We start from the raw sequence: 17,160 nt of genomic DNA, 5'->3' as shown, positions 1-17,160 counted from the left end.
CGTGGGGTTAAGCGGCAGTCGGCTTGTGCTCGGGGAGGGGAGACATGCCCTTCTGCTCACGGACGTGATTCAGGAAACGAGTGAACAGATAATGGCTGTCTTTCGGTCCCGGTGAGGCCTCAGGGTGGTACTGAACCGAGAAAATCGGTTTGCCTTCTACAGCAAGGCCGGCATTGGAGCCGTCAAACAGCGAGATGTGGGTCTGGGTGACCCCGGCGGGGAGGCTCTCCGAGTCGACGGCGAAGCCGTGGTTCATCGAGGTGATCTCGACCTTGCCGGTGGTGAGATCCTTGACCGGGTGATTGGCGCCGTGGTGGCCCTGGTGCATCTTGCCGGTCTTGCCGCCAAGGGCGAGGCCGAGGAGCTGGTGGCCGAGGCAGATGCCGAACATCGGCTTGCCGGTTTCCATCAGCTTCTGGATGGTGGGGACCGCGTACTGGCCGGTGGCGGCCGGATCGCCCGGACCATTGGACAGGAAGATGCCGTCGGGATTGTGCGCCAGCACTTCCTCGGCGGTGGCGGTGGCGGGCACGACGGTGACCTTGGCGCCCTGGTCGGCGAGGCAGCGCAGGATGTTGCGCTTGGCGCCGAAGTCGATGGCGACGACGTGGAAATCGGGGTTTTCGACGGTGCCGTAGCCCTTGTCCCACTGCCAGCCGGTCTGGTCCCAGTGATAGGTCTGGGCGGTGGTGACTTCCTTGGCGAGGTCGAGACCTTCGAGGCCGGGGAAGGCGTTGAGCTCGGCCATGATCGAGGCCTCGTCGAACATGCCGGAAGGCTCATGGGCGATGACGCCATTGGGCATGCCGTTTTCGCGGATGCGGGCGGTCAGGGCGCGGGTGTCGACACCGGCGATGCCGACGATGTTGCGCTTCTTGAGCCAGGCATCGAGCTTTTCGGCAGCGCGGTAGTTCGACGGATTGGTGATGTCGGCCTTGAGCACGACGCCGCGGACGCCGGAGAGGGCGGCCATGTTCACCGTCTCGATATCTTCGTCGTTGGTGCCGACATTGCCGATATGGGGGAAGGTGAAGGTGATGATCTGACCGGCATAGGATGGGTCGGTCAGGATCTCCTGGTAGCCGGTCATGGCGGTGTTGAAGCACACTTCGCCGGCAGCGTGGCCGATTGCACCGATGCCGCGGCCCTCGAGGCGGGTCCCGTCCGACAGGATCAGAAGTGCGGTCGCGGGGGATTGCTGCCAGCCGGTCACGGTGGGTCTCCAGGTTTGGGTCGCGCAATGCGCAGGAAAGCTCGTGCTTGTCCTGAAACGCGCCCGGGTCGATGTGGTTGAGGCCTCCTCTTAAGAGGCTCGGCGAAGCCGCGCAAGTGGCGCGACCGGCGTTTCATGCCTATATGGTGCCCGCTCAGGACATGGCAAGGAGGTCGAAAAAGACAATGCGCGACCAGATCAGCGAAGGGCTCAAGCAGGCGCTCAAGGCCCGTGACCAGCGGCGCACGGCGACGCTCAGGGCCATCAACGCGGCCATCAAGGACAAGGACATCGCCATCCGCCAGGAGAATCGCGGGCCGGCGACGAACGAGGAAATTCTCGCGATCGTTCAGAAGATGGTGAAGCAGCGCGAGGAGAGCTTCGCGATCTATGCCCAGGCCGGGCGCGCGGACCTTGCCACGGTCGAGAAGGAAGAAATCGACATCCTCAACGAGTTCCTGCCCAGGGGGCTCAGCGAGGACGAAGTGGATGCCGCGATCCGAGCGGCGATTGCCACCACCGGTGCGGAAGGCCCCAAGGACATGGGCAAGGTGATCGCGCAGCTCAAAACCGAATATCCGGGCCGGATCGACTTCGGCAAGGCGAGCGGCAAGGTGCGCGCGGCGCTCGCGGAAGCCAGCGCCTAGGCGACGAGGCGAAGGGCGGCGGCGCGGATCTGGTTCCGGCCGCCCTGCTTGGCCTTGTAGAGGGCGGAGTCGGCGCGGCTCAGCGTCGAAGAGAAGCTTTCTGCAGGGCCATTGATGGCGACGCCGATGCTGACCGTGGCAGCGCCGGCACCATTGCCGATCGGAATGGCAGCCTGCTCGAAGGACCGGCGGATGCGCTCGGCGACCTCCGTAGCCTCCTCGCGGTCGCGGCCGGTGAGGACGGCGCAGAACTCCTCGCCGCCAAGGCGGGCGACCACGTCGGTAGGGCGGAGGTCGGCGCGCAAAATTTCGGCAAAGTGCTGGAGCACACGATCACCGGCGGCATGGCCACGGTGATCGTTGATCTGCTTGAAATGGTCGAGATCGAACATCAGCACGGCGGTGCCGGCCGGCAAATCCATGGTCTCGTAGCGATCGAACAGGGCACGGCGGTTGAGCACGCCGGTGAGCGAATCGGTGTTGGCTTCTTCGCGGTGGCGGCGGGCCATGCGGGAGTGATTGAGGGTCAGCGAGAGCGACCCGACACCGGTGAGGCCGACAATGGCCATGAGCGCATTGAACTCTTCGGCCCAGTTCGATGGTGGGGCAGTGAGCACCCAGCTCTGATCAGCTACGAGGACGACGGCGCAGGCGAGGAAGCTGGCACCGGTGACGGCGTAGATCATGGCGTTGACGGTCAGGACCACCGGCGACTCGGCGCGGCCGGCCCAATACTGCCAGGCACACAGCGCCATGATTAGCGCGCAGGCGGCGTTCAAGGCGATGGTGCCAACGCCGGACCAGCCGAGCAGCATCGGAATGACGACCGCGGCTTCGGCGATGGCGAGCAGGACGAGCAAGGCAACCATAGGCGCGCGGCCGTGGCGGAACTGGAAGGCCCCGACGAGTACCGCACTCAACCCGACCAGCAGCAGGGCAAAGGGGACGAGCTGGTGGACAAGGTCATAGGCGCCGTTGCGCATGCCCAATGCGAAAAGTGCAACGACGACGAAGGTGATGCCGACAGTCCAACTGAACAGGTAGGAATCGCGACGCGAATTCAGCCAGGCGATCACCAAGACGAGCGTCAGCGCCGCGCCGGATACGGCGATGGCAATCATCAATGAGTCGTTGTCTATCGGCACGGCGCCCCCGCTCCGGTCATGCCGCTCGCATGTTGCCTCTGCCTGGATACGGCATCTGTGGCTTACGGTGGGCGTGCCTAATCCGAAACTGGTGAGCAAAATCTTAGCGGCGACAGTGAGAAAGCGAGGAATTCGATGTGACCATTGCTGCGGCCGGGACCGTGACAAAGCCGCTGCAAGGTGTAGGTTCAGATACCGTTAGGTGAGCGAAAGGGGAAACAGATGGCGATCTCAGCGGAGACGAAGCGGCGGTTCGCGGTGGCGACCGCGTTGCGCGGCGTGCTGATGCTCCTGGCGGGGCTCTACGCCGTCGTCTTTCCCGATGCAGCGCTGACGGTGTTGGTGATCGCAGGCGGCGTGCTGCTGGTGGTGGACGGTGCCCTCGGGCTATGGAGCCTGACCTTCGGCGGCGGCAAGAGCGGCAATTACTGGTTCGACGTGGTCGGCAACGCGCTGTCGCTGATCCTCGGCGTGCTGATCCTGCTGAGCCCGCTGCTGGCGACGGTGTTTACCGTGACCTTCATGGCGACGCTGGTTGGGCTGGCAGCGCTGGTGGTCGGCATCATGCAGATCGTGGTGGTGGTGCGCGAGCGGGAGAGCTATGCGCGCATCTGGCCGGTGGTGCTCTCGGGCATTTCGTATGTTCTGCTCGGCCTGGTGTTCCTGTTCTTTCCGCTGCTCAGCGCTTCGGTGGCGGTGATCTTCGGCGGCGTGCTGCTGGTGTTCTTTGCCATCGGCCTGTTGGGTTGGGCCTGGCGGCTCTACCAGCGCAGCAAGGCGGGCTAGGCGCTAGCGGTAGACCACGTTGATGCCGGCAACGGTGTCGTCCTGCCGGAGGGGCTCGGCGCCTTCCGGCAGCGTCAGTTCGACATTGCCATAGGCGTCCCAGCGGGGCTGGAGATCGGCGTCGGCAGCCAGCGAGAAGAAGCTCGCCGCATCATCGGGAATGGGCTCCCCGGGAGGGACCAGAGCAGCCTGGATGTTGGCGGGCGTATCGTCGCCGCACCTGCGGGAGAAGGTGACGAGATCGAACTGGCCATCGGGGGCGGTGCTGCGGGTCTCTTCGGTGATGGTGCAGGCGGGCACGAGGTCGGAGACGACCCACAGAGTGGCGCCGATCATCGCCGCGGGCAGGGTGGTCATCAGGATCAGCGCGGGGAGCGGGAAGCGAATGGCTGGCATGGGCTGTGGATAAGCTGGTTGCTGGTGACTCGGCGGGTCGGAATGCTTACCTAATCGCTGATGCGCTTTTCCGACAGCTTTCTTGACGAGATCCGACAGCGCCTGCCGATCACGCAGGTGGTGGGCGAGCACGTCGTCTGGGACAAGCGCAAGTCACAGCCCGGCAAAGGCGACATGTGGGCCTGCTGCCCGTTTCACGCCGAAAAGAGCCCGAGCTTCCACGCCGATGACCGGCGCGGCATCTACCATTGCTTCGGCTGTGGGGCGTCGGGCGACCATTTCCGCTTCCTGACCGAAAAGGCGGGAATGAGCTTTCCCGAAGCGGTGGAGAAGCTCGCCGGCATGGCCGGCGTGCCGATGCCGGCGCGGGACGAGCGCAGCGAAAGGCGGGCGGCGCAGCAGCGCAGCCTGCTCGACGTCATGGAACTGGCGACCAAGTATTTCGAGGCAGCGCTGGCACACAATATCGGGGCACGGGCGCGGGGGTACCTGTTCGAGCGCGGGGTTTCGGCACAGGCGCAGCAGCGATTCCGCATCGGGTTTGCGCCCGACAGCCGCAATGGGCTCAAGGAGCACCTCGCGGCCAATGGCGTGACGGCGCAGGAAATGATCGACACCGGACTGGTGGCGACCCGCGAGGACGATCCGCTGCCCTATGACCGGTTCCGCAACCGGGTGATGTTCCCGATCACCGACTTCAAGGGCCGGGTGATAGCCTTCGGCGGGAGGGCGATGTCGCCGGACGTCCCGGCGAAATACCTGAACTCGCCTGAGACCGAACTCTTCAAGAAGCGGCACACGCTCTATAACGGGCAGACTGCCCGGCAGGCGGCGCGGGATGGCGGGACCGTCATCGTGGTCGAGGGGTATCTCGACGTGATCGCGGCGGTGACGGCGGGCTTCGAGGGCGCGGTGGCGCCGCTCGGCACGGCGATGACCGAGGAGCACCTGCAGCTCCTGTGGCGGATGAGCCCCGATCCGGTGCTGTGTTTCGACGGGGACAAGGCCGGGCTCAAGGCGGCGGAGCGGGTGGCCGACATGGTGATGCCGCACCTCAAGCCGGGCTACACGGTTCGCATTGCGACGCTACCGGAGGGGCAGGATCCGGACGACCTGATCAAGGCGCAGGGGCGGGCGGCGTTCGCCGATGTGATCGAGCGGGCGCGATCGCTGTCGGACATGATCTGGAGCTTCGAGACCGGTGGCCTCGTGCCGGAGACGCCGGAAGCACGAGCGGCGCTGCAGGCGCGGTTGAGGGACCGCGCCAACTCCATCCAGGACAGCACGGTGCGCTTTCATTATGCGCAGGCGTTCGATGAGAAGCTGCGGGCGTTTTTGGCGCCGGTTCGGCAGGGCCGGTTCGAGCAGCGGGGCGGCGGGCAGCCGCGCTACGGCCAGAGCGGCGCCTATGGCTATCCGCGGGCGGGGACGCCGCGGCTGGTGGTGTCGGACACGCTGCGCAATTCGCGCCTGCTGAAGCAGGGGGCGGTGGCGGAGGCGACGCCGCGCGAGGCGACAATCGTGCTCAGCCTGGTCAACCATCCGGCGCTGGTGGAGGACAAGTTCGAGGTGCTGGCGGCGCTCGACCTCGAGACCACGGTGGCCCAGAAAGTCCTGGGGGATCTTTTGAACCTCGTCGTGCGGCACCACGATATTTCTGCGGCCGATCTCAAGTCGGCGCTAGGGGTGCGGGGGCATGGGCCGACGCTCGAGCGCATGGCGCAGACGCTGATGCGGCAGGGCGTGTGGCAGATCGGGCCGGAGACGGCGCTGGCCGATGCCGAGATCGGATTGAGTCATGCGCTGGCCTTGCATAACAAGAAAGTTCAGCTAAATAGGGAACTCAAGGCAGCCGAAGCCGCGCTGGGCGAAGACCCGAGCGATGAAACCTTTGAACGGCTGCGAGACATCAAGAACCAGATTACCACTGTCGATGGCACAGAGGCATTGATCGAAGGCTTTGGTTCGCTATCAGGACGCGCGACGCGCAGCTTCTAGGGAAACCGGGGAGCGGCGGTGTCGTGCGATTTTGTGCATGGCGACTCGCCATGCGGAGCGAACCGTGTGTTCGGCTGGGCGTTAACGCCTGGGTGAGCGCACCTTTACCTTGCCTTGAGGTGTCACCACCTAAAGCCTTACCCGGGCCCGGGCTTCGCGGGCACCGACGGAGTACGAGATGGCCAGCAAGGCAGCAGCAAAGACGAGCAAGGAAACCGAGAAGCCGGAAGCCGGTGCCGCCCCCGAGGCGACGACCGACTCCCCTCTGCTCGATCTTTCCGATGCGGCCGTCAAGAAGCTCATCAAAGTCGCCAAGAAGCGCGGCTACGTGACCTATGAAGAGCTGAACGCGGTGATGCCGTCGGAGGAAGTGTCCTCCGAGCAGATCGAGGATTTCATGTCCATGTTCTCGGACATGGGCATCAATGTCGTTGACGAGGACGAGGTCGAAGAGACCGAGGTCGAGAAGGACGACGACGACAGCGGCACGGAAGTCGCGCCGTCGACCGGCACGGCCGTATCGACCACCTCCAACACCAAGGCGGGCAGTGACCGCACCGACGATCCGGTGCGCATGTATCTGCGCGAGATGGGCTCGGTGGAGCTGCTCAGCCGCGAGGGCGAAATCGCCATCGCCAAGCGCATCGAGGCCGGCCGCGAGACGATGATCGAGGGGCTGTGCGAAAGCCCGCTGACCTTCCAGGCCATCATCATCTGGCGCGACCAGCTCGCCGCCGGCGAGATTCTGCTGCGCGACATCATCGACCTCGAAGCGACCTATGCCGGTCCCGATGCCAAGCAGGCGGCGCCAGAAGTGCCGGTGGAACGCCCGGCAGCGAAGCCGGAGCCGGTGGCCGAGAAGGCCAAGCCGGCACCGAAGCGTGCTTCCGGCGACGAGGACGACGATTACGTCCCCGACGAGCCGCAGCCGCCGCAGGACCCGGTTGAGGACGACGACGACGAATTCGACAACGCCCTGTCGCTGTCGGCGATGGAAGCCGAGCTGAAGCCGCAGGTGGTGGAAACCTTCAACCGCATCGCCGAAGCCTATGGCGAGATGCGCGAGCTGCAGGACAAGCACGCCGAGGATCGCAGCGTGGCGATGTCGGCGGCCGAGCAGAGCCGTGTCGCCGAACTGCGCTCGGTCGTGATTGCGGACGTGAAGTCGCTGTCGCTCAACAACAGCCGTATCGAGAGCCTGGTCGAGCAGCTCTACGACATCAACAAGCGCCTGGTGAAGCTTGAAGGCCGGCTGCTGCGCCTGGCCGAGAGCTATGGCGTCAAGCGCGACAAGTTCCTCGAGAGCTACTACGGCAAGGAAGTCGATCCGGCCTGGGAATCGGCGCTTGCTGCCAATACCGACAAGTCGTGGGCCGAGTTCGCGCGCCGCGAGGCCGACACCATTCGCGACCTGCGCGGCGAGATCGCGACGCTCGCGACGGAGACCGGCCTCAACATCGCCGAGTACCGCCGCATCGTGCACAAGGTGCAGAAGGGTGAGCGCGAGGCCGCCATCGCCAAGAAGGAGATGGTGGAGGCCAACCTGCGCCTGGTGATCTCGATTGCCAAGAAGTACACGAACCGCGGCCTGCAGTTCCTGGACCTGATCCAGGAGGGCAATATCGGCCTGATGAAGGCGGTGGACAAGTTCGAGTACCGGCGCGGCTACAAGTTCTCGACCTACGCCACCTGGTGGATCCGGCAGGCGATCACCCGCTCGATTGCCGACCAGGCCCGCACCATCCGCATTCCGGTGCACATGATCGAGACGATCAACAAGATCGTCCGCACGTCGCGCCAGATGCTGCACGAGATCGGCCGCGAGCCGACGCCGGAGGAACTCAGCGAAAAGCTGCAGATGCCTTTGGACAAGGTGCGCAAGGTGCTCAAGATCGCCAAGGAGCCGATCTCGCTCGAAACGCCGATCGGCGACGAGGAAGATTCCAACCTCGGCGATTTCATCCAGGACGTGAATGCGGTCCAGCCGATCGATGCGGCGATCCAGTCGAACCTGCGCGAGACCACGACCCGCGTCCTGGCGTCGCTGACGCCGCGCGAAGAACGCGTGCTGCGCATGCGCTTCGGCATCGGCATGAACACCGACCATACGCTCGAGGAAGTGGGCCAGCAGTTCTCGGTGACGCGCGAACGTATCCGCCAGATCGAGGCCAAGGCGCTGCGCAAGCTGAAGCACCCGAGCCGGTCGCGGAAGCTGCGGAGCTTCCTGGACAACTAGGCCACGGAGGCAAAGGGCATGAAGATCAAGATCATCGTGCACGAAGCGGAAGAGGGCGGTTTCTGGGCCGAGGTGCCGGCGATCCCTGGTTGCGTGAGCCAGGGTGAGACACTGGCGGAACTGGACGACAACATTCGCGAGGCGATCATAGGGTGCCTCGCGGTCGATCCCGTTGATCCGGTGACGGAAGGGTTCGAGCGAACGCTGGACCTGGCCGTATGAGGTCTATCACCGGGCGTGAATTCGCACGGATTCTGGAACGCCGCGGCTGGACGCTACTCAGGGTGAATGGAAGCCACCATATCTATGGGCATTCCGGCAACCAGGCCCGGATATCGCTGCCGATCCACGGGAACACGCCACTGAAAACGGGTTTGCTGCGGCATCTTGCCAGGATCGCCGACATAGAAGAGGAGGAGCTGCGATGACAGCGCCTCTCAAAGTCACGGCCATCCGGGCGGTTGTGCCGTTCCGGCTGGTGGTGACGTTTTCGGACGGGAGCCACGGGACGTTCGATGCGGCGCCGATGCTGGGCGAGCGGGGCGAGGGGACCGAGCCGCTGCGGGAGCGGAGCTATTTCGGCAAGGTGGGGCTCGCCAACGGAGTGCCGACCTGGCCGAACCATTTCGACATCTCGCCGGGCTGGCTGCGCGAAGAGATGGAAAAGCGGGGCGAGCTCGTGATACCGCGGGCGCGACGCTAAGAAAAAGACGAGGAGACCGGCATGTCGTTCCTGAAGAGGCTGTTTGGCGGTGGAGCCGAGACCAATGCGGAAGCCGGAGACAAGGTCTTCGGGGAAGAAACCTACAAGGGCTTCCTGATCAAGGCGATCGAGATGAAGGCCGGCAGCGAGTTGCAGCTCGCGGGCACCATCGAGAAGGAAGTCGATGGCGAACTCAAGACCTACCGCTTCGTGCGGGCCGACCGGATGAGCTCGCGTGACGACCTCGTCGCCCTGGCGCTCTCCAAGGGCCGGCAGATCATCGACGAGCAGGGCGAGGGCATCTTCCGCTAAGCGGAGGCGTTCCAGCTTTTCAGCCAGGCAGAATTGCGCCGCGACCGCGGCTTGCCGCCCCCAGTCGGGGGCCTATCAGTATTGGAGTTTGCAAATGGCCAGGAAACCAACGGCCAGGACCGAGTTCGTCCTGTTCGACGTGATCTATGAAGACGGTTCGCAGCGCTCGAACCGCAAGGTGGATGCGAGCCTGCTTGGTGGGCTCGATGGCGACGAGCCGGCAAAGGCCGCCATCGAAGAGCAGGACCGGGCGATTGCCGAAAAATCCGGCCAGCCGCCGCTGGCGATCAAGAGCATCAAGCGCAGCGGCAAGTAATCAGGGTGCCAGCGCCTTGTCGATGGCTGGCTTCACCACGGTGCCATAGAGCTCGATGGCCTTCATGACCTTGTCGTGGGGGACAGTGCCGACGCTGAGTTGCAGGCCGAAGCGGTCGTGCTTGAACCATTCGTGCTGCATCAGGATCTTGTCGATGACTTCCTGCGGGGAGCCCATGTAATAGGCGCCCTCGGGCGTCGCGCCGGCGTCGAACTGGGCGCGGGTGGTGGGCGGCCAGCCGCGCTCCTTGCCGATGCGGCTCATGGTAGCGCTGTGGGACGGGAAGGCGATGTCGCGGGCGGCCTGGCTGTCTTCGGCGAGAAAGCCGTGGCCGCTGACGCCGACTTTCAGCTTGCCGGCGTGACCCACCTTGGCGGTGGTCTGGTGGTAGAAATCGACCAGCGGTGCGAACTGGCGCGGCTGGCCGCCGATGATGGCGATCATCAGCGGCAGGCCGTAATAGGCGGCACGAGCTACCGAGTTCGGGGTGCCGCCCACGGCGATCCAGAGCGGGATCGGCTGCTGGACGGGCTGGGGATAGATGTTGATCCCGGGAATCGGCTTGGTGTGCTTGCTGCCGGGCCACTGCACCGCGCCGCCTTCGCGGATCTTGAGGAGCATGGCCAGCTTCTCCTCGAACAGATCATCGTAGTCGTTGAGGTCGTAGCCGAAGAGCGGGAAGCTCTCGATGAAGCTGCCGCGCCCTGCCATGATCTCGGCGCGACCGTTGCTGATCAGGTCGATGGTGGCGAATTGCTGCCACACGCGGATCGGGTCCTCGGAACTGAGGACGGTCACCGCGGTGGAGAGCCGGATCGACTTCGTGCGCGCTGCGGCGGCGGCCAAAATGGTGGCCGGGGAGGAAGCGACGTAGTCGGGACGATGGTGCTCGCCGATGCCGAAGAAGGAGAGGCCGAGCTGGTCGGCGAGCTCGATTTCCTCGAGCAGATCGCGCAGCCGCTCGGCGGGAGACTGGAGGTGGTCGCCGTTCAGCGGATCCGGCGTGTTCTCGACGAAAGAGTAAAGTCCGAGTTCCATGGTGACCTCCGTATTGGCCCGACATGGAGCCGGACGGACGCGCGATCAAGAACGCACATGGGTGTGACCGCGCGTCGATGGGCTCAGACGTTGCTGCCCGACGGAGTGTAGGCGAAGGGGGATACCGGCGTGGGGGACGGCTCGGGCGCCTTTTCACCGGCGGCGGCATGGATCTCGGACACCAAAGCGGGGTCGAGACGGAGCTTGCTGGCGAGCGCATCGAGATAGGCGCGCTCGGAGGCGGTGTCGGCGGTGATCGCCACCAGCGAGGCCGCGTAGATCTCCGCCGCGTGCTCGGGGGTGTCGGCACGGGCAACGACGGCGTTGATGTCGAGCGGGCTCGAGAGTTCGTCGAAGACCCAGGCCTTTTCCTCGGCCGACAGCGACATGCCTTCGAGGCGGGAGAAGATCTTCTCCTTCTCGTCGGCGTCGATACGGCCATCCGCCTTGGCGGCGGCGATCATGGCGCGGACGAGGGTCTTGCCGAGTTCTTCCTGCGCGTGCTGGTCAGACGTGGAGGGGATGAAAGCGTCCTCGCGAGCGGAGGAGGCGCCGGGCTGGCCGGCCTGATACTTCTGCCAGGCCTGGTAGGCGAGACCGCCGACGGCGGCCAGGGCGCCAAGCTTGACGGCGTCCTTGCCGATCTTGCCGAGACCACCACCCCCGAGAAGCATGCCGGCGGCGAGGCCGGCGGCGCCGCTCATGGCGTTTTTCTGCGCATTCGGATCGGTCTGGAGGGCTTTGACGATCTGGTCGATGTTGAACATGTGGTCTCCCTTGGCTGTGCGTTCGCATTTGGGGAAGCGCCGGGCCCGTTACAAGACTGCGCCTCGCTGACCTCCAGATGAACGAAGATGAACGGAACATGGCGTTCGAATGAACGCGAAAACGGGAAAGGCCCTGGCTTGCGCCAGGGCCTTGGACGATGCCCGCAGAGGGAGGGGCTGGGGCATCGAGGTGTTAGCCGCCGGTGGCCGGGGCAGTGGTGGTCTCGGCCGGGGCAGCAGCGTCAGCAGCCGGAGCCGCATCGGTGGCCGGAGCAGCGGCATCAGCAGCAGGGGCTGCATCAGCGGCCGGAGCCTCGGTCATCGGGGCAGCGTCAGGCGTAGCGGCCGGAGCTTCGGTCATCGGGGCCGGGGCAATGGCCGGATCAGCCGGAGCTTCGGTGGTGACCGGCGCACCGTTCACGTCAACCGAGGTGGTCGACGGACCGGAGTTGGCCGAAAAGACGAGGTAGCCGATGGCCAGAAGGGCCAGGGCGACGATGATGCCGACAAACCAGCCCGTGCCGCTCGATTCCCGAGTATAGACGGTGCGGTTGCCATCGTTGGTATAAACGGTATCGCGGTCAGGGGTTGCCATGATTTCGCTCCTTTGTGTTACCGTATGGCCGAAAGAACGTTGGCGATTTTCATTCGTTCCCAAACCTGTGATCACGAAATTCAGTCAGGATTGTTCATTGGGGACAATGGGTTGCCGCTGGATCGCGCGATATTGATTATGGCGATATTTGGACATTTGTGGTCCGGAGGCGCCGCAGCAGGTCCAAAGCTGCAAGAGGGGAAGCGAAAAGGCCGGGCATTTGCCCGGCCTTCTTGTTGGAAGTGATCTCTCGGATCAGCCGTTGGCGGCCACTGTTACCAGCGGGGTGATCCGCCGGATGGTGACGCGACGGTTCTCGCGCTCGGCTGCTTCGGTGCGGACCTTGAGGTACCGCTCGCCATAGCCCTGGGTCGCGAGGTTCTCCGGCGGCACGCCGTAGAAGTCGGTCAGGATACGGGCGACAGTCGCCGCACGCAGGTCCGACAGGCGCAGGTTGGAGATGTCCGACCCGACGGCATCGGTGTGGCCCTCGATCAGGAACGTTTCTACCGGGTTCTGTTCGATCAGGGCCAGCATGGCGTTGGCGACCTGGGACAGGGCACCGACCTGATCGCGGCTGATGGTGGCCTCGCCGGTGTTGAAGGTCAGGTTGCCGACCTCAAGACGGCGGACGCTGTCGCGAACGCGGGCCGAGCGCTTGACCTCGTCGATGGAGTAGAGGCGCGCGACCTGTTCCACCGGCGGCTGACTGAAGAAGACTTCCAACTCTTCCTCGTCGGCATCGCGGGCGTCGAGCACATATTCCTGCACGGGGATGTTGAGGCGGAGCGGCGGCAGGTCCGCGGCCGGATCACGCCATTCAACCAGCTGGTCGTAATAGCGCTCGTTGAACTGGGCGAGCACATATTCGCGCCCGTCCGGCGTGATGCGAGTGCGGCGCAGCACGTCGCCGTTGCGGTTGCGGACGGTGACGATCTGAGTGCCGTCCGGACGCGTAATGGTCTCGCGGGTCCGGCCGTTGCTCAGGTTTTCGTAGTAGATCTCGTCTTGCTGCGGGTCATAGAAGCGGGCGGTGTCGGCGCCGATCGAGTTGACGATCAGTTGCGAGCCCACCTGCAGGATGACCTGGGTGATGAGATCGCCAGTATCCACCTGAACAGGAGCCTGCTCGACAACGGTGATGTTGTTCTGCTGGACGTTGTTCTGGGTGACGTTGGTCACGTCACCATTCACCACGGTATTGTTCGTCGTCGTGGTGTTGTTGGTGATGTTGGTGATGTTGTTGACGTAGTTATTGACAACAGTCTGGGTCACCGTGGTGTTGCCGGTCGCCGTGACTTCCGTTCCCGCTTCGGCCTCGGCAGCCACAGCAGGCTCGGCGGCGATCGCACGCATGATTTCCGCCTGGGCGGCTTCATCGCTCTCGGGCAGGGTTTCCTCGGTGACGACCACCGCTTCCACGGCCGGAGGAGCCGCTTCCGTTGCTGCCGGATCGGCGCCGGGTGCCGGTTCGGCAGTGGTGCCAGCCTCGGCCGGAGCAGCCAGGACTTCTTCCTTGGCGGAGTCGGTCAGCGGAGCGGCCTCGCCGGTCACGCCTTCGGGCACCGGTTCGACGGGTTGGGTCGCGGGGTCCACCGGGGCCACATTGGCCGGATCGGTAGCGGCAGGGGCAGCCGGATCAGCAGCAGGCGCTGCCGGATCAGCAGGAGCGGCTGGATCAGCCGGAGCTGCAGGATCAGCCGGGGCAACCGTGTCCGGGTTGGCCGGCTCGGCGCCCGGCAGCGTCACGTTCGGCAGCGACAGGCCGTAATTGGCAAGACACTCTTCGGTACTGGCGAAACCGGCGCCGGCGCAAAGAGCATCGATCTGGGCACGTGCGGCATCCAGGCGAGCCTGGGCTGCAGCGACGTCGCCGCCAGCCATCGCGTCGGCGACGGCCTGATTGTACTCGTCGATCTGCGCCTGCAGGTCGGCAGAGATATCGGCCGAAGCCGCGGGGGCAGGGTCGGTCGCCGGGGCTGGTTCGGCCGCGGGCTGCTCAACGACCGGCTCGCTCGTCGGGGTTTCGGCAGGCTGCGGCTCAGCCGCAGGAGCAGGCGCTTCCATGACCTCTGGCGCGGGTTCGGGCGCTGGTTCCGGAGCAACCTCGGGAGCAGGGGCTTCGACCGGCGCCGGCTCAGTTGCAGGAGCAGGCTCCTCCATGACCTCGGGGGCAGGCTCGGGAGCGGGTTCTGGAGCAACCTCGGGAGCAGGAGCCTCGACAGGAGCCGGCTCTGGCTCCGGTGCAGGCTCGGGCTCCGGTGCAGGCTCCTCCACTGGCGCAGGCTCGGGGTCAGGTTCAGGTTCCGGGGCTGGCTCGGGAGCCGGTGTCGGCTCAGGCTCTGCCGCCGGCTCCTCTACCGGCGCGGGTTCAGGCTCAGGCTCGGGTGCCGGCGCTGGTTCTTCGGCCGGCGGAGCGGCCTCTGCGGCGGGGGCGGCACCGGTGGCGGCAGCGATACACTCGTCGATGCTGGCAAAGCCAGCGACGATGCAGGCTTCGTTCAGTGCGGTCTGCGCGGCCTCGACCGCGGCAGCGTCACCGGAGGCTTGGGCGGCCGCGAAAGCCTGGTAGGCCGCGACCACCTCGCCGTCCTGCGCGCGCACTGACATCGGCACCAGGGCCATGAGGCCGATGCTGGTGCCGGTAAGGAGCCAATTTCTGAGGCGCATATTTTTGTCCCTTGTTGTGGGCATTGAAGCTTGACGCCGAGCATCGCGACCCGTTCCTGAACTCAAACTGAACGGTCGCTGTCTCGGTCTGAACTGGCGGTACCCCCCGCAATCCCGGCAACGCAGGGTGCTTCGGCATGGTTCCGTCGGGTCAGGCTCGGGGCCGATGATGTCGCGATTGTGGCCGATGGACGGTTCGCGCCGGAGCAGGCTCCCGAGTCGCGGCGGTGCGTGATAGCCAAGGGGCATGCACCAGCACATCGACACGCTCACCATCGGAACCAGCGGGCAGGGCCTCTACGAGTTCACGCGGCAGGCGCGGGGGTTCGTTGCGTCCTCGGGGATACGGACGGGGCTGCTGACGGTCTATGTGCGGCACACCTCGTGTTCGCTGCTGATCCAGGAAAACGCCGACGACGACGTGAAGACCGATCTCGGCGGCTTCTTCCGGCGGCTGGTGCCCGAAGGCATGGACTGGCTGGTGCACACGACGGAAGGGCCCGACGACATGCCGGCGCATATCAAGGCGGCGCTGACGCAGACGTCCATCGGTATCCCCGTGGCCGATGGCCGACCGGTATTCGGCACCTGGCAGGGCATCTACCTGTTCGAGCACCGGCATCGCCCGCACCGGCGCGAGGTGGTGCTGCACCTGATCGGAGAAGAATGATGGAGTGGAGCGAGATCGCCAGCTACTGGCCGTTCGTGCTGGGGCTGATGGCAACGGGGGTGATGTCGGGCATTGCGGCCGGGCTGCTCGGCATCGGCGGCGGGGCGATCATCGTGCCGGCGCTCAGCAATGCGCTGCTGCTGCTCGGTTACGACGCCGAGGTGGTGCAGCACGTGGCGGTGGGCACCTCGCTCGCCATCATCATTCCGACCGGGATCATGAGCGCGCGCTCGCACCACAAGCGCGGTGCGGTGGACATGAGCGTGTTCAAGCTGTGGGTGCCGTTCATCGTGGCGGGGACGTTCATCGGCGGGCTGATGGCCGGCTGGTACTCGGGCGATGTGTTGCGCATCGTGTTCGCAGTGATGGCCTTCGTGATCGCCCTCAACATCGTGACGGGGCTGCAGACCAAGGTGATGGGGCACCTGCACGGTTCGGGGCTGACGCACCGCATCTCGGCCTTCGTGGTCGGCTATATTTCGTCGCTGATGGGGATCGGGGGCGGCTCGCTCACCGTGCCGACGCTGGTGGCGTTCGGCTCGAGCATGCACACGGCGGTGGGCACTTCGGCCGCGATCGGGGTTGCCATCGCTCTGTCGGGAACGCTGGGGTTCGTGATCTCCGGGTGGGGCGAGACGGGGCTGCCGCCGCTCAGCCTCGGCTATGTGAACCTGATGGCGCTGGTGCTGGTCGGGGTGCTGGCGGCGGTATTTGCGCCGCTGGGGGCGGCCCTGGCGCACCGGCTGGACCAGAAGACGCTGAAATATGTGTTCGCCGCGTTCCTGGTGGCAGTTGGGCTCAACATGCTCTGGAAGGTCGTGGCAGGCTGAATCGAGCACGGTGGGGACGGGTGACTACGGTTATGGTCCGCCCCCACCGCCAAGCCCCCTCAAGGGAGGGGAACCGGGATCAGTCGTTGCCGAGGTCCCACTCGACATCGACGGTGATGGAAAAGGTCAGTTCGCCAGCTTCCACGGGGACAGGGGCGCTGGCGGCTTCGGCGCGCGCATACATGGCGTAGGGCTGGGGCGCGTCGAAGTTCTGGGATTCGCGAATAGATTCAAGGTCGCCGAGGGTGGTGCCGGCGGTCTCGGCATAGAGTTCGGCCTTGGCGCGGGCGTCGGCGAAAGCCTTCTTGCGCGCCTCGTTGAGAAGTTCGGACGGATCGGCCACCGAGAAGGTGACGCCGTTGACGGTGTTGGCGCCGACCGTGACCGAGCGATCGAGAATGGTGCCGAGTTCTTCGAGGTCGCGCACGATCACGGTGACGGTGTTCGACACCTGGTAGCCGTTGATCTTGGGCGGCAGCGAGTAGCCGTTGCCGTCACGCTCGTCGGAATAGACGTAGTTCGGGTTGACCGAGAAGCCGGTGGTCTGGATGTCGCGGGCTTCGATGCCGGCGGCCTTGAGCTCGTCCAGCAGCTCGGTCATGGCGGCGGTGTTGGCATCGAGCGCTTCGCGCGCAGTGGCGCCCTGGGAGGTCACCCCAGAGGTGATCATCGCCATGTCGGGCGCGGCCTGTACTTCGCCGCGGCCGGCGATCGAGATGGTGCCGGCCCAGGCGGGCAGGGTGGTGGCGAGAAGGGCGAGGGGGGCAAGGGCCAACAGACGACGCATTTGAGACACTCCTTGAGGTGCCGCGGAGAGTTCCACGGGCATCGTGTCACT

19 protein-coding genes are annotated in these 17,160 nt (G+C 65.3%); 11 read left to right on the top strand and 8 right to left on the bottom strand.

What is annotated here, in order from left to right:
- Positions 1-7 precede the first annotated feature (7 nt).
- A complete protein-coding gene (carA, locus tag ACFSX5_RS03210; RefSeq protein ID WP_386831711.1) occupies positions 8-1,213 on the bottom strand; it encodes a glutamine-hydrolyzing carbamoyl-phosphate synthase small subunit in 1,206 nt (401 codons plus the stop codon).
- A gap of 185 nt (positions 1,214-1,398) precedes the next feature.
- On the opposite strand from carA, the gene ACFSX5_RS03205 reads away from it, so the two are divergent.
- A complete protein-coding gene (locus ACFSX5_RS03205; protein ID WP_386831709.1) occupies positions 1,399-1,860 on the top strand; it encodes a GatB/YqeY domain-containing protein in 462 nt (153 codons plus the stop codon).
- Here the strand turns inward: ACFSX5_RS03205 and ACFSX5_RS03200 are convergent.
- Complete coding sequence (locus tag ACFSX5_RS03200) at positions 1,857-3,005, bottom strand: GGDEF domain-containing protein (protein WP_386831707.1); 1,149 nt, start codon at positions 3,003-3,005, stop codon at positions 1,857-1,859. The two genes, ACFSX5_RS03205 and ACFSX5_RS03200, sit on opposite strands and share 4 nt — an antisense overlap.
- 222 nt (positions 3,006-3,227) lie before the next feature.
- Here ACFSX5_RS03200 and ACFSX5_RS03195 point away from each other — a divergent pair, with 222 nt between their 5' ends.
- Positions 3,228-3,791, top strand: a complete 564-nt coding sequence (locus ACFSX5_RS03195) for an HdeD family acid-resistance protein (protein ID WP_386831705.1) — start codon at positions 3,228-3,230, stop codon at positions 3,789-3,791.
- Between the two features lie 3 nt (positions 3,792-3,794).
- On the opposite strand, the gene ACFSX5_RS03190 is transcribed toward ACFSX5_RS03195, so the two are convergent.
- Complete coding sequence (locus tag ACFSX5_RS03190; RefSeq protein ID WP_386831703.1) at positions 3,795-4,187, bottom strand: hypothetical protein; 393 nt, start codon at positions 4,185-4,187, stop codon at positions 3,795-3,797.
- 60 nt (positions 4,188-4,247) lie between these two features.
- Here ACFSX5_RS03190 and dnaG point away from each other — a divergent pair, with 60 nt between their 5' ends.
- The 7 genes from dnaG to ACFSX5_RS03155 all read left to right on the top strand — a co-directional run bounded on the left by dnaG (position 4,248) and on the right by ACFSX5_RS03155 (position 9,752).
- Positions 4,248-6,185, top strand: coding sequence for a DNA primase (dnaG, locus tag ACFSX5_RS03185; RefSeq protein WP_386831701.1), 1,938 nt, complete (start codon positions 4,248-4,250; stop codon positions 6,183-6,185).
- Positions 6,186-6,363: 178 nt separating this feature from the next.
- Entirely contained in the window at positions 6,364-8,421 is a 2,058-nt protein-coding gene (gene rpoD, locus ACFSX5_RS03180; RefSeq protein WP_386831699.1) for an RNA polymerase sigma factor RpoD, read from the top strand.
- An 18-nt stretch (positions 8,422-8,439) separates the two neighbouring features.
- A complete protein-coding gene (locus ACFSX5_RS03175; protein ID WP_386831697.1) occupies positions 8,440-8,643 on the top strand; it encodes a type II toxin-antitoxin system HicB family antitoxin in 204 nt (67 codons plus the stop codon).
- Positions 8,640-8,849, top strand: coding sequence for a type II toxin-antitoxin system HicA family toxin (locus tag ACFSX5_RS03170; RefSeq protein ID WP_386831695.1), 210 nt, complete (start codon positions 8,640-8,642; stop codon positions 8,847-8,849). Before ACFSX5_RS03175 ends, ACFSX5_RS03170 begins: the two co-directional genes overlap by 4 nt.
- Positions 8,846-9,124, top strand: coding sequence for a DUF2442 domain-containing protein (locus tag ACFSX5_RS03165; RefSeq protein ID WP_386831693.1), 279 nt, complete (start codon positions 8,846-8,848; stop codon positions 9,122-9,124). Before ACFSX5_RS03170 ends, ACFSX5_RS03165 begins: the two co-directional genes overlap by 4 nt.
- A 21-nt stretch (positions 9,125-9,145) precedes the next feature.
- Positions 9,146-9,436 carry an HlyU family transcriptional regulator gene (locus ACFSX5_RS03160; protein ID WP_386831691.1) on the top strand — a complete coding sequence of 97 codons (291 nt, stop codon included), beginning with the start codon at positions 9,146-9,148 and terminating at the stop codon, positions 9,434-9,436.
- Positions 9,437-9,530: 94 nt separating this feature from the next.
- Positions 9,531-9,752: a hypothetical protein gene (locus ACFSX5_RS03155; protein ID WP_386831689.1), complete on the top strand. Its 222-nt coding sequence runs from the start codon at positions 9,531-9,533 to the stop codon at positions 9,750-9,752.
- On the opposite strand, the gene ACFSX5_RS03150 is transcribed toward ACFSX5_RS03155, so the two are convergent.
- From ACFSX5_RS03150 to ACFSX5_RS03135, 4 genes are all read right to left on the bottom strand, one after another.
- Positions 9,753-10,790, bottom strand: a complete 1,038-nt coding sequence (locus tag ACFSX5_RS03150) for an LLM class flavin-dependent oxidoreductase (protein ID WP_386831687.1) — start codon at positions 10,788-10,790, stop codon at positions 9,753-9,755.
- An 83-nt stretch (positions 10,791-10,873) separates the two neighbouring features.
- Positions 10,874-11,557, bottom strand: coding sequence for a tellurite resistance TerB family protein (locus ACFSX5_RS03145; protein WP_386831685.1), 684 nt, complete (start codon positions 11,555-11,557; stop codon positions 10,874-10,876).
- A gap of 193 nt (positions 11,558-11,750) precedes the next feature.
- The gene (locus tag ACFSX5_RS03140) at positions 11,751-12,152 is read right to left on the bottom strand and encodes a hypothetical protein (RefSeq protein WP_386831683.1); all 402 of its coding nucleotides are present in this window, start codon (positions 12,150-12,152) and stop codon (positions 11,751-11,753) included.
- 255 nt (positions 12,153-12,407) lie between these two features.
- Positions 12,408-14,822, bottom strand: a complete 2,415-nt coding sequence (locus tag ACFSX5_RS03135) for an OmpA family protein (RefSeq protein ID WP_386831681.1) — start codon at positions 14,820-14,822, stop codon at positions 12,408-12,410.
- Positions 14,823-15,069: 247 nt separating this feature from the next.
- On the opposite strand from ACFSX5_RS03135, the gene ACFSX5_RS03130 reads away from it, so the two are divergent.
- Complete coding sequence (locus ACFSX5_RS03130) at positions 15,070-15,492, top strand: secondary thiamine-phosphate synthase enzyme YjbQ (protein ID WP_386831679.1); 423 nt, start codon at positions 15,070-15,072, stop codon at positions 15,490-15,492.
- Entirely contained in the window at positions 15,492-16,322 is an 831-nt protein-coding gene (locus ACFSX5_RS03125; protein WP_386831677.1) for a sulfite exporter TauE/SafE family protein, read from the top strand. The genes ACFSX5_RS03130 and ACFSX5_RS03125 overlap by 1 nt, the downstream gene beginning before the upstream one ends.
- Positions 16,323-16,401: 79 nt before the next feature.
- On the opposite strand, the gene ACFSX5_RS03120 is transcribed toward ACFSX5_RS03125, so the two are convergent.
- On the bottom strand, positions 16,402-17,109 hold the full coding sequence (locus ACFSX5_RS03120; protein WP_386831676.1) for an SIMPL domain-containing protein: 708 nt from the start codon (positions 17,107-17,109) through the stop codon (positions 16,402-16,404).
- Between the last annotated feature and the right edge of the window lie 51 nt (positions 17,110-17,160).

Origin of the sequence: Devosia albogilva (genome assembly GCF_042685625.1) — a bacterium.
GTDB classification, from domain to species: Bacteria; Pseudomonadota; Alphaproteobacteria; order Rhizobiales; family Devosiaceae; genus Devosia; species Devosia albogilva.
This window is presented reverse-complemented; position numbering and strand designations above follow the sequence as displayed.